This window comes from Streptomyces formicae, from assembly GCF_002556545.1.
GTDB classification, from domain to species: Bacteria; Actinomycetota; Actinomycetes; order Streptomycetales; family Streptomycetaceae; genus Streptomyces; species Streptomyces formicae_A.
Genome location: NZ_CP022685.1, coordinates 8,762,276 through 8,776,188, shown reverse-complemented (window position 1 = coordinate 8,776,188; position 13,913 = coordinate 8,762,276). Strand labels below are relative to the sequence as shown.

Here is a 13,913-nt window from a genome sequence, read left to right as displayed (position 1 = left end):
CTCATTACGGTTGATGCCTATCGGGAACGGTTTCCCTCGGCGAGTGCGGCTTCGAGTTCCTCGATCTGGTTCTGTGCGAGGTCGAGCAGGGGGAAGTCGGAGGGGGTGTGGCCACCCGCTCCCGGGTCGGTGGTGTGGGCGGCGAGACCGGCGAGCACCGCGAGCCAGGCCCGGCCCAGGCGCTCGGCCCCGGCCTGCTCGATCAGCCGGCCCGGCCAGCTCAGGGTGATGTCGAGCGCGGGCCCTTCCGGGGTGTCCCTGACGACCGCGCCCGCCGCCACGGCGTGGGTCACCGGCATGTCGGGGGCGGCCGAGCCGCCGACCGCCGTCTCGCCGGCCGGCTGCCAGGGCCCGGCGGGGCCCGTACGCGTGCCGGTGGCGAAACGTCCTAGGTAGTTGAAGCCGATCTGCGGAGCCGGGGTGGCCTCCAGGACCGGGCCCGTGCGGGAGTTGAGGTGGCGCAGCAGTTCATGGCCGAGCCCGTCGCCGGGCACCGACCGCACCTGCTCCTTCACGGCCTTGACCAACGTACCGGCAGCGCCGCCGCCCGCCATAGCGCTGTCCAGGTCGGCGCCCGTCACGTCCAGACGGACCGGCCGGACGCTAGTGAACCAGCCGACGGTGCGCGACAGGTCGGCCTCTTCGAGCGGCTCGCGGCCGTGCCCCTCGATATCCACGAGGACCTCGGTGCCACCGCCGGGCCGCCAGTGCGCGACGGCGCCCGCGAGGGCGGCGAGGAGCACCTCGTGCACCCCGCAGTGGTACGCGGCGGGGGTCGGGCCCACCAGGGTGGCGGCCTGCTCGGGCGGCACCGTCCACGTCTGGTGGAGCAGGGTGCTCGCGACGTCCACGGCCGGGTCCAACGGGCGCTCTCCCAAAGGTGGTTCGGGCGCCCCGAGTAGCTTCTTCCAGTCGTCGAGCTCGGCGACCCGCCGCTCGTCGGCGGCCTGCGCGGTGAGGATCTCCGACCAGCGCCTGAAGGACGTGCCGACCGGGTCGAGGTCGGGCTCGCGCCCGTCCGCGACCGCCTCGCAGGCCGCCTGGAGGTCGGGCGCCAGGACGCGCCAGGACACGCCGTCGACCACCAAGTGGTGCACCACGAGGACGAGTCGGCCGACCTGGCTCGGGCCCGCGTCGACCCAGACCGCCCGCACCATCACCCCGGCCGCCGGGTCGAGCCGCTCGGCGGCTTCGCGGGCGGCCCGCGCCGCGACCTCGTCCAGCTCGCCCGCCGCGGCGGCGACCCGGGTCACGAGCCCTGCCGCTTCGACGGATCCGCGCTCGCCGACGAGCAGCTTCCGCTCGCCGGGCACGGTCCTCGCCCGCAGCATGTCGTGCGTGTCGAGCAGGGCGGCGAGACCGGCCGTGAGCGCCTCGACGCCGAGCCCGGCGGGGGCGCCGAGCGTCATCCACTGGGCGAAGCCGGGGCGGGTGGCCCGCTCGCCGAACGCCCGCATCACGGGGGTCCACGCCACCTCGCCGACACCGACGTCGGCGGGCCCCGACCGTTGCCCGGCGAGCTCCACCACGGCCGCGAGCCGCTCCGGCGTCTTCTCCTCGAAGACCTGGCGCGAGGTCAGCAGGAGCCCGGCGCGCCGGGCCCGCGACGCCAGTTGCATCGACATGATCGAGTCGCCGCCCAGCTCGAAGAAGCTGTCGTCGACGCCGACCGTGTCGACGCCGAGGACCTCGGCGAACAGGGCGCAGACGAGGGCCTCGCGCTCGGTGCGCGGCGGGCGGCCTCCGGTGCGGCCCGCGAAGTCCGGCGCGGGCAGCGCGGCCCGGTCCACCTTCCCGTGCGGCGTCAGCGGCAGCCGGTCGAGCGGCACCACCGCCGTGGGCACCATGTGCTCGGGGAGCCGCTCGGCCACGAACGCCCTCAGTGTGGCGGGCAGTTCATCAGCAGGAGGCGGGCTGTCCATGCGCCCGGAGGTGTCCGCGACGACGTACGCGACCAGGCGCTTGCCGCCGGAACGGTTGCCGCCGGGGCCGTCCTGGCGTGCGACGACCACGGCCTGCGTGACGTCAGGGTGCGCGGCGAGCACCGCCTCGATCTCGCCGGGCTCGATCCGGTAGCCGCGGACCTTGACCTGGTCGTCCGCGCGTCCGGCGAAGACGAGTTCGCCGCCGTCGGTCCACCGCACGACGTCGCCGGTCCGGTACATCCGCTCGTCCGTGCCGAACGGGCAGGCCACGAACCGCTCGGCGGACAGGCCCGCGCGTCCCAGGTAGCCGCGCGCGAGTCCGGCCCCCGCCACGTAGAGCTCGCCCGCCACACCGGCGGGTACGGGCAGCAGGAAGTCGTCGAGCACGAAGGCCCGCACGTTCGCCATCGGGCCGCCGATGGGCACCTCGCCCCGGCCCGGGGTCAGGGGCGCGCTCATCGCCGCGCAGACCGTCGTCTCCGTCGGCCCGTACGCGTTCACCATCCGCCTGCCGGAGGACCACCGGTCCACCAGACCCACCGGGCACGCCTCGCCCGCCACCACCAACGTGCGCAGTTCGCCGGGGAGTTCGTCCTCCGCGGCGAGGACGCTCGGCGGCACCGTCACATGGGTGGCCCGCGTCCGGTGGAGAGCCTCGCCGAGGGAGACCCGGGGCGGCAGCGCCTCCGGCGGCGCGAGGACGACGGAGGCGCCGGACAGGAGCGCCATGCACAGTTCGGAGACGGCCGCGTCGAAGCTCGGCGAGGCGAACTGGAGCACCCGCGAGTCCTCCCCGACCCCGAACCGTTCGATCTGCGCCCGCGCCAGGTTGCCGAGTCCGCCGTGCGTCACCACGACGCCCTTGGGGCGGCCGGTCGAGCCGGAGGTGTAGATCACGTACGCGGCATGGGCCTCGGCCAGCGGCGAGAGCCGCTCCGCGTCCCTGACCGGCCCTTCGGCACATGCGGCGATCCGCTCCGCCGTGGCGGGTTCGTCGACCACGACGACGTGGCCCGCGAACCCCTCGGGGACCGCGTCGCGCGTCGCTGCCGCGCAGACCAGGACCGCCGGATCGGCGTCGTCCAGGACGTACGCGATCCGCTCCGCGGGGTAGGCCGGGTCCACCGGGACGAACACGCCGCCCGCCGTCGACACCGCGAGCAGCGCGACCACCAGCGCGGCGGACCGCTCCATCAGGACCGCGACACGCCGCTCGGGGCCCACTCCCGCATCGACCAGATGACGCGCGAGCCGTGCGACCTCGGCCGCCAACTCGGCGTAGGACAGCTCCTGTTCGCCGTCCGTCACGGCCACCGCGTGCGGCGTACGGGCCGCGCGGGCCGCGAAGAGGTCGGGCAGCGGCGCGGCATCGACCGCCGCGCTCGTCCGGTTCCATTCGCGTACGACCAGGTCGCGCGTGTCCTTCCCGACGACGTCGATGCGGCCGACGGGCGCCTCGGGGTCGGCCACGAAGCCTTCGAGGATCCGCACCAGGGAGGCGACCATCTCCTCGGCCCTGCCGCGCGTGAAGACATCGGGGCGGAAGACGAAGTCGCCGCGCATCCGCTCGCCCGGCGACACGACGAGCGTCAGCGGGTAGTGGCCCATGTCGCGCGGGGCGCCGATCGGGCGGACGGCCAGGGTGTCGGGGTCGGGCTTCCCCCCGGGCGGACGCGGATAGTTCTCGTAGACCACGAGCGTGTCGAACACGGCGCCGGGGCCAGCGAGTTGATGGATCTCGGCGAGACCCACGTGCTGGTGGCCGAGGAGGGCGACCTGGCGTTCCTGCAAGGCGGTGAGCAGCTCGCCGACCGGCTGGCCCGCCGCCAGGTCCACCCGCACCGGCAGCGTGTTGATGAACAGGCCGATCGCCGTGTCCGCGCCCGCGAGATCGGTGGGGCGGCCCGCGACGGTGGCGCCGAACACCACGTCCGTACGTCCCACCAGGCGCGCGAGGAGCATCGCCCACGCGCCCTGCACCACCGTGTTCAGCGTCAGCCCGCGGGCCCTGGCGAGGTCGGCGAGCCCGCGCGACAGGTCGGCGGGGAACGCGAACCGCACCCGCTCGGGCACCACCGGCGTACTGGCCGCCTCGGCGGGCACCACCAGCGTCGGCGCGTCGAGCCCGGCGAGTTCGGCGCGCCAGGCGGATCGCGCGGCCTCGCCGTCCTGGCGGGACAGCCAGGCCAGGTAGTCGCCGTAGGAGGCGGCGGGCGGCAGTTCGTGGTCGGCGCCGTGCGCCTCGTACGCCGCCGACAGGTCGCCGATCAGGATCGGCAGGGACCAGCCGTCCATGATGATGTGGTGGCTGGTGAGGACCAGCCTGTGCCGGTTCTCGCCGAGCCTGACGAGCAGCAGCCGCAGCAGCGGCGCGGCCGCCACGTCGATCCGCTCAGCCCGCTCCCCCTCGGCGAGCCGTTCGAGGTCGGCGAGCGCGTCGCTCTCCGTACGCCCGCTCAGATCGGCCTCGCGCCAGGGCAGCGGCACGTCGCGCGCCACGACCTGCACAGCCTCTCCCGAGGCGGTCCTGTGGAAGCCCGCCCGCAGGATCGGATGCCTGCGCAGCAGCGCCTCGCAGGCGACGCGCAGACGTGCCACGTCGAGCGGCCCGTCCAGGGCCAGCATGCGCTGGCTCTCATAAAGGTCGGGGGCACCTTCGTCGAACGTGGCGTGGAACAGCATGCCTTGCTGGAGCGGAGACAGGGGCCAGACGTCCTCCAACGTCGGTACAGCGGCCTCCAGTTCCTCCACACCTCGCTGCGTGAGGACGCCGAGCAGCGGAAAGTCGGAGGGCGTCCGCCCGCCCGCGCCGGGCTCTGCGGTGTGGCCCGCGAGACCGGTGAGCATGTCCAGCCAGGTGCGGCCGAGGCGCTCGGCATCGGCCTCCTCGATGAGGGCGCCGGGCCAGGTCAGGGTGATCTCCAGGACGGGGCCCTCCGGGGTGTCGCGCACCAACGCGCCGACGTCCAGGGCGTGCGCGGCGGGCGCCTCCGGGTCGACCGATCCGCCGATCGCGGTGTCGCCGGTGAGCTGCCAGGGCGCGGCCCGGTCTGTCCCGGTGCCGGTGCCAGCGCCAGGTCCTTTGCCGGTCCCGGTTCCGGTTCCGGTGGTGAACCGGCCGAGGTAGTTGAAGCCGACCTCCGGGGCGGGGCGGGCTGCGAGGACCGGCGCCGTCTCCGGGTTGAGGTGGCGCAGCAGCTCATGGCCGAGCCCGTCACCCGGCACGGCACGCGCCTGCTCCTTGACCGCCTTGACCAGCACCCCTGCGGCCGGGCCTCCGGCCAGGACCTGCGGCAGGTCGACGCCCGCCACGTCGAGCCGCACGGGGTGCGCGCCCGTGAACCAGCCGACCGTGCGCGACAGGTCGACGCCGCCGAGGGGTTCACGGCCGTGCCCTTCGACGTCGACGAGCAGCGCCGTGCCGTCGCTCCCCTCGGATTCCGGGCGCCAGTGGGCGATCGCACCCGCCAGGGTCGCCAGGAGCACGTCGTCGATCCCGCAGTGGTACGCGGCCGGGGTGCGACGCACCAACGCGGCGGCCTGCTCGGGAGGCACCACCCACGAACGGCGGCGCAGCGTCCGCGCCGTGTCGATCGCGTCGTCCAACGCCCGCTCGCCCAGGGGCTGTTGGGCAGGGCCGAGCAGTGTCGTCCAGTCTTCCAGTTCGGCGACGCGGCTCTCGGAGTTCGCCTCGGTGGTGAGGATGTCCGACCAACGCCGGAAGGACGTTCCCACGGGGGGCAGTTCGGGCACGCGCCCGTCGGCGACCGCTTCGCAGGCCGCTTGCAGGTCCGGGACGAGGACGCGCCAGGACACGCCGTCGACCACCAAGTGGTGGACCACGAGGACGACTCGGCCCGTGCGGCCGGGGCCCGCGTCCACCCAGACCGCCTGCACCATCACGCCGGAGGCCGGGTCGAGCCGCTCGACGGCGTCGCGGGCCGCGCGCGTGGCGATCTCGTCCAGATCACTCTCGGCGGCCGCGTCGACGCGAGTCACCAGGCGGGAGGCGTCCACCGAGCCGCGCTCGCCGACGATCAGCTTCGACTCACCGGGCACGGCGCACGCCCGCAACATGTCGTGCGTGTCGAGGAGCGCGGCAAGCCCTCCACTCAGCACGTCAAGGCCGAGCCCGGCCGGGGCCCCCGCCGTCACCCACTGCGCGAAGCCGGGTCGGGTGGCGCGCTCCCCCGATGCCCTCATGGCCGGAGTCCACGGCACCTCACCCACACCGACGTCCTCGGGGACGTCCTGGTCATCGGCGCCCGCCTCGTCCACGACGGTCGCCAGCCGTGCCGGTGTCTTTTCCTCGAACACCTGGCGGGGAGTGAGGACCAGGCCCGCCCCGAGTGCCCGCGAGGCGAGCTGCATCGAGCTGATCGAGTCGCCACCCAGCTCGAAGAAGCTGTCCTCGACACCGATCCGGTCGAGACCGAGCACCTCCGCGAACAGCGCGCACAGCGTCGCCTCGGTGGGCGTGCGGGGCTCGCGAGAACCTGCCTTCCCCGCGAAGTCGGGGGCGGGCAAGGCGGCACGGTCGAGCTTGCCGTTCACGGTCAACGGGAGCGCGTCCAGGACCAGGAGCGTCGCCGGGACCATGTACTCGGGCAGCCGCGTGGCCGCGTACGCACGGATCGCCTCCACATCCACGTTTACGGCAGCGTCCGCGACCACATACCCGATCAGCCGCTTGTCACCAGGACGGTCCTCACGCACGACCACCGCCGCCTGACGCACACCCACATGCGCCGCGAGAACCGCCTCGACCTCACCCAACTCCACCCGGAACCCACGGATCTTCACCTGCTCATCCGCACGCCCCGCGAACAACAACTCACCATCCGAGGTCCACCGCGCCAAGTCCCCGGTCCGATACATCCGGCCGCCCGCACCACCGAACGGACACGCCACAAAACGCTCCGCCGTCAGATCCGACCGACCCACATACCCCCGAGCCACACCCGGACCCGCCACATACAACTCACCCGTCACACCCGACGGCACCGGCTGCAAAAACCCATCCAGCACATACGTCCGTACGTTGCCCAACGGACGCCCAATCGACGGCGAGGCACCCCCGGGCTCGACACCGACAGCCACCGGCCCGGCCGTCGCCATCACCGTCGCCTCAGTCGGCCCATACGTATTCCACACCCGCGCCTGACCAACCCACCGACTCGCCAGATCAGCGGTCAACAACTCCGCACCCAACACCCAGTTCCCGACACCCGCCACCGTCGCCGGATCCAGCACACCCAACAACGACGGCACCACACTCGCCGTACTCACACCGAGGTCCTCGATCAGTGCGGCCAGCGCGACCGGCTGTGCGCGCTCTTCGGGTGACGCGACGGCCAGCGTGCCGCCGCCCGTGAGCGTGACCGCGACATCCAGGACCGCCGCGTCGAAGCTGAACGACGCGAACTGCAACGCCACGACGTCTTCCTCGATCCCGAGGACCGGCCGCATCGCCTCCGCCAGGTTCACCAACCCGTCGTGCGCCACCGCCACACCCTTCGGGCGCCCGGTCGAACCGGAGGTGTAGATGACATAGGCGAGCTGATCGGGTCCGGCGTGTGCGCTCAGCGGGAGGGAGGAGCGCACGGTGATCGCCTGCGCGGTCTGCTCGTCGTCGAGCAGCACGGTCCTCGCCGCCCCGACCGGCACCCCGTCCAGCGTTTCCCCGACACCCAGCACCACCGAAGCACCGCTGTCCGCAATCACATAGCCCAGCCGATCCGCCGGATACTCCGGATCCAACGGCACGAACGCAGCCCCCGCCTTCCACACCGCGAGCTCCGCCACCACCATGTCCACCCCACGCGGCAGACACAGACCCACCCGCGACTCCCGACCCACACCCAGACCCACCAAATACCGCGCCAGACGATTCGCCGACGCCTCCAACTCGGCGTACGACAGCACCCGCTCACCCGACACCACCGCCACCGCACCCGGCGACAAACCCACCCGCTCCTCGAACGCCTCCACCACCGAACCCACCGCCACCGGACACCCCGTGTCGTTCCAGCCCTCGACCACGAGTGCACGCTCCGCAGGGTCGAGGAAGGCGATGCGGCCGACGGGCGTCAGCGGGTCGGCCGCCATCCGTTCGAGGACCCGTGCCAGCCACTCACCCATGCGCCCGGCCTCGGACCGGTCGAAGAGGTCGGGGCGGTAGGTCACACGTATCTGGAGGCGGTCGTCGGGGACGACGCTCACGGCCAGCGGGTAGTGGGTGCCCGCCTCCGTGTTCACCTGGGCCATCGCGATGCCGTCCGCGCCGTCCTGGCCGGTGGGGGCGGCCTCGTCGCGCGGATAGTTCTCGAACATCAGCATGGTGTCGAAGACCGCGCCGGGCCCTGCTGCGGCCTGGATCTCCGAGAGGCCCACGTGCTGGTGGGCCAGCAGGTCCGACTGACGTCGCTGAAGCCGCGCGAGCAGGTCGGCGACCGGCTGCGCGCCGTCGAGCCGTACCCGTACCGGCACGGTGTTGATGAACAGGCCGACCATCGATTCCACGCCCGGCAGTTCGGCGGGGCGGCCCGCGACGGTGGCGCCGAACACCACGTCCGTACGACCGGCGAGACGCGCGAGGACCAGCGCCCACGCGCCCTGCACCAGCGTGTTCATCGTCAGGCCCTGGGAGCGGGCAAGACCGGTCAGGGCGGCGGTCGCCTCTTCGGAAAGGGTCAGCGCCGTCTCCTCCGACACCGTCTGCGCGCGGTCTGCCACATCGGCGGGTGCCACGAGCGTCGGCTCGTCGGCCCCGGCCAGCTCCGCGCGCCAGGCGGCACGGGCCGCCTCCTTGTCCTGCCGAACCAACCACGCCAGGTACTCGCCGTACGACGCCGCACGCTTGAGTACGGAGACGTCGCCACCCGCCGCGTACAGCTCGGAGACCTCGTTGAACATGACGGGCGTCGACCAGCCGTCCGCGACGATGTGGTGGCTGGTGACGACGAGGCGGTGCCGTTCGGCGCCGATGCGGACGAGCAGCAGGCGCAGCAGTGGCGCGGCTGTCACATCCATGCGGGCCGCACGCTCGCTCGCGGCGAGCCGGTCGAGTTCGGCGAGCGCGTCGCTCTCCCTGCGCCCCGACAGGTCGGCCTCGGACCAGGGAAGTGTGGCCTCGCGCGCCACGACCTGGACGGCCTCACCGGAGGCGAGGCGGTGGAAGCTCGCCCGCAGCGCCGGGTGCCGCGCGACCAGCGCCTGCCACGACGCGCGCAGCCTGGCGGCGTCGAGGGGCCCGTCGAGCGCGAGCATCCGCTGGCTCCGGTAGACGTCGGGGCCGCTCTCGTCGTACGTGGCGTGGAAGAGCATGCCTTCCTGTAGCGGAGAGAGCGGCCAGACGTCCGTCAACTCCGGTACGGCACGCTCCAGTTGTTCGACTCCCGGCTGTGTCAGCCCGTCACCGATGAGCGGGAAGTCGGTGGGCGTCCTTCCGCCCGCTGCGGGGTCGGCGGCATGGGTGGCCAGGGCGCCGAGCATCCGCACCCAGACCTCGCCGAGCCGTGCCGCGTCCGCGTCGTCCAGGACGGCGGCGGGCCAGTTGAGCCTGAGTTCCAGCTCGGGGCCTTCGGGGGTGTCCGTGATGGTGGCGTTGGCCTCCAGGGCGTGCGGCAACGGCAGGTCCGGGGCGACCGAGCCGCCGATCGCGGTCGGGCCTGCTGTCTGCCAGGGGCCCGTGGGAGCGGAGTCGGTGTGTGCGGCCGAGAACCGGCCCATGTAGTTGAAGCCGATCTGCGGGCTCGGCGCGGCCGCGAGGACCGGGCCCGTCTCGGCGTTGAGGTGACGCAGGAGTTCGTGGCCGAGTCCGTCGCCCGGCACGGACCGCAGCTGTTCCTTGACCGTCTTCAGCAGTGTTCCCGCGGCGGTGTCGCCCGCGAGGGCCCGGGGCAGATCGATCCCCGTGACGTCCGCCCTGACCGGCCGGGACCCGGTGAACCAACCGACCGTACGGGACAGGTCCACGTCCCCGAGCTGCTCGCGGCCGTGCCCTTCGACGTCGATCAGGATCCCGGTGCCACCGTCGGCCCGCCAGTGCGCGACGGCACCGGCGAGCGCGGCGAGCAGCACGTCGTCGACGCCGCAGTGGAATGCGGCGGTCGCCCGGTTCAGCAACGGCTCGGCCTGTGCGGCGGGGACGGTCCAGGTCCGCTGCCGCAGGGTCTGCGCGGTGTCGACGGCCGGGTCCAACTCCCGGCTGCCTAAGGGCGTTTCGGGATCGCCGAGGAGCGCGGTCCAGGCATCGAGTTCCGCGACGCGGCTCTCGGAATTCGCCTCGGTGGTGAGGATGTCCGACCAACGCCGGAAGGACGTTTCCACGGGGGCCAGTTCGGGCTCGCGTCCGTCGGCGACCGCCTCGCAGGCCGCTTGCAGGTCCGGGACGAGGACGCGCCAGGAGACACCGTCGACCACCAAGTGGTGGGCCGTGAGGACGAGTCGGCCCGTACGGCCGGGGCCCGCGTCGACCCAGACCGCCTGCACCATCACGCCGGAGAGCGGGTTGAGGCGCTCGGCTGCTTCCCCGGCCGCCCGTGCCGCGACCTCGTCGACGTCACCGTCGGCCGCCTCGATCCGGGTCACCAGGCGGGAGGCGTCCACCGAGCCGCGCTCGCCGACGAGCAGCTTCGACTCCCCGGGCACCGCGCGCGCCCGCAACATGTCGTGCGTATCGAGGAGCGCGGCAAGACCGGCACTCAACACGTCAAGGCCCAGCCCCGCCGGAGCGCCCACCGTCACCCACTGCGCGAACCCCGGCGAGGCGGCCCGCTCCCCCAGCGCCCGCATCACGGGCGTCCACGGGACCTCGCCGACGCCCACGTCCTCGACCGCGGCGGCACGTTCGGCCGCTCCCGCCGCGTCCACGACGGACGCGAGCCGTCCCGGCGTCCGCTCCGTGAAGACCTGGCGCGGGGTGAGGACCAGGCCCGCCCTGCGTGCCCGCGAGGCGAGCTGCATCGAGCTGATCGAGTCGCCGCCCAGCTCGAAGAAGCCGTCCTCGACACCGACCCGGTCGAGACCGAGCACCTCCGCGAACAGCGCGCACAGCGTGGCCTCGGTGGGCGTGCGGGGCTCGCGAGAACCTGCCTTCCCCGCGAAGTCGGGGGCGGGCAGGGCGGCACGGTCGAGCTTGCCGTTCACGGTCAGCGGCAGCGCGTCCAGGACCAGGACCGTCGCCGGGACCATGAACTCGGGCAGACGCTCCGCCACGTACGCGCGGAACGCCTCCGCCTCCACGTTCGCCCCGTCGACCACCACGTAACCGATCAGCCGCGTCTCGCCCGGGCCGTCCTGGCGTGCGACGACCACGGCCTGCGCGACCTCCGGATGTCCGGCGAGCACCGCCTCGACCTCGCCCGGTTCCACCCGGAACCCACGGACCTTCACCTGCTCGTCCGCCCGGCCCGCGAAGAGGAGCTGTCCTTCGGGGGTCCAGCGCGCCAGGTCGCCGGTCCGGTACATCCGGCCGCCGTCACCGAAGGGGCAGGCCACGAACCGCTCGGCGGTCAGCCCGGGGCGGCGCTGGTAGCCCCGTGCCAGGCCGGTCCCCGCGACGTACACCTCGCCGACGACGCCGGGCGGCACCGGGCGCAGGAAGGCGTCGAGCACGTACACGCGTCGGTTGCCCAGCGGTCGGCCGATCGGCAGGGCGGTCCCGCTCGCCGCGCCGGCGGGGAGCACGTGCCACGTCGCGCACAGCGTGATCTCGGTCGGTCCGTACAAGTGCCGCACGGAGACCTCGGGGCATGCCTCGCGCACTCGTGCCACCGCCCCGGCGGGCACCACGTCGCCGCCGGTCAGGACCTCGCGCAGGCCCGTGAAGCACTCCGGGGTCTCCTCGGCGAGCACCCGGAAGAGCCCCGCCGTGAGGTGGATCGCCGTGACACCCGAGGCGATCGCCTCACGCACCCGCCCGGCGTCCACCGCGCCGGGCTCCGCGATCACGACGCGCCCGCCCGCGACGAGCGGCACCCACACCTCGAACAGCGATACGTCGAAGGCGTGCGGCGCGTGCATCAGCACGGCGTCCGCAGCACCGACCGACCAGCCCGGGTCACCGGCGAGACCGGCCACGCTCGCGTGCGGCACCGCCACCCCCTTGGGCACACCGGTCGACCCGGAGGTGTACATCACGTACGCCAGGTCGTCGGCGCCCACCGGGGCCGCGCTGTCCCGCGTGCGGCACCCGGCGATCGCCGACGCCACGGCCGGGTCGTCGAGCACCACCGAGGGGACCGCCACGTCCTCGGGCAGGGCGTCCCGCGTCGCACGTGTGCACAGCAGCTTCACCGGCGCGGAGTCCGCGAGCAGGAAGGCAACGCGCTCCGCCGGATACTCCGGGTCGACGGGCACGTGGACGGCGCCCGCCTTCCACACTCCGAGGAGCGCCACGATCAGCTCGGCCGACCTGTTCATGGCCACCGCGACCCGGTCGCCCCGGCGCACGCCGGCGCCGCTCAGGTGGGTGGCGAGACGTCCGGACGCCGCCGCCAACTCCCCGTAGGTGAGGACCTTTTCGCCGTCGACGACGGCCACCGCGTCCGGTGTCCGCGCCGCCTGCGCCGCGAAGAGCTCGGGGACCGATACGCCCGGCACGGGTGCCGCCGTCGCGTTCCACTCCGCCACCACGAGCTCGCGCTCCGGTGCGCCCAGGACGTCGACCCGGCCGACCGGCGTGTCCGGGTTCGCCACGACCTGTTCGAGTACGCGCACCAGCCGGTCGATGACGGAGCGTGCCTCCGTCTGCCCGAACACGTCGGTGCGGTAGTCGAGTTTGAAGCCCATCCGCTCGCCCTCGGGCGCCACGACCAGCGTCAGCGGATAGTGCGCGGCCTCTTCGCCGCCGATGAAGCGGACGGCGAAGGTGTCGGGCGCGGGGCTCTCCTCCGGGGGGCGGGGGTAGTTCTCGTAGACCACGATCGTGTCGAAGACGGCGCCGGGCCCCGCGAGCCGCTGGATCTCCGGGAGGCCCAGGTGCTGGTGCGCCATGAGGGCGGACTGCCGCCGCTGGAGTTCGGCGAGGAGCTCCGCGACGCTCTGCGCGCCGTCCAGTCGTACCCGCACCGGAAGCGTGTTGATGAACAGGCCGACCATCGACTCCGCGCCGGGCAGATCCGTGGGGCGCCCCGCCGCGGTGGCACCGAACACGACGTCGCCGCGACCGGCGAGGCGGGCAAGCAGCAGGGCCCACGCCCCCTGCACCAGCGTGTTGACGGTCAGGCCCCGAGCACGGGCCAACGCGCCGAGCTCCAGGGTCAGTTCCTCGGAGATGTGGTGGATCAGGCTCTCGGGGGCGACGGGCATCCGGCCGGGGTCCGCAGGTGCCACGAGCGTCGGCTCGTCGGTTCCGGCGAGCTCGGCGCGCCACGCGGCCCGTGCGGCGTCAGTGTCCTGCCGGTGCAGCCACGCCAGGTAGTCCCGGTAGGACGTCGTACGAGGCAGCACACGTGTGTCCCCGTCCGCCGCGTACACCCTGGAGAACTCGCTGAACACGACCGCCATCGACCAGCCGTCCATGACCAGGTGGTGGCTGGTGACCACGAGGCGGTGCCGTTCCTCGCCCAGGCGGATCAGGAGCAGTCGCAGCAACGGCGGTACGGCCGGGTCGAACCGCTCGGCCCGTTCCCGCGCGGCGAGCCGGTCCACCTCGGCGACGGCGTCGTCCTCCGGCAGCCCGGAGAGGTCCTCCACGCGCCACGGCAGCTCCACCTCACGGGCGACGACCTGCACCGCCTCGCCCGACTTGCGGCCGCGGAAGCCCGCCCGCAGCGCGCCGTGCCTGGCGAGCAGCGCCTGCCACGTCGCCCGCAGCCGCTCCGCGTCGAGCGGCCCCACCAGCTCCAGCATCCGCTGCCCCTGGTAGACGTCCGGACCCCGGTCGTCGAAGGCGGCGTGGAACAGCAGCCCTTCCTGCAAGGGCGACAGGGGCCACACGTCCTCGACAAGCGATCGGTTCATCGTTCGGTCTCCTCAAGCTCC

At 73.4% G+C, this 13,913-nt stretch carries 1 protein-coding gene; it reads right to left on the bottom strand.

The window, feature by feature from the left end; genetic code table 11:
- Nucleotides 1–17: 17 nt before the first annotated feature.
- Nucleotides 18–13,892 carry a non-ribosomal peptide synthetase gene (locus KY5_RS37720; protein WP_098246417.1) on the bottom strand — a complete coding sequence of 4,625 codons (13,875 nt, stop codon included), beginning with the start codon at nt 13,890–13,892 and terminating at the stop codon, nt 18–20.
- Nucleotides 13,893–13,913 lie beyond the last annotated feature (21 nt).

Excerpts from the sequence above, each read along its gene's own strand:
- KY5_RS37720 (WP_098246417.1), bottom strand. The coding sequence starts at position 13,892 with ATGAACCGATCGCTTGTCGAGGACGTGTGGCCCCTGTCGCCCTTGCAG.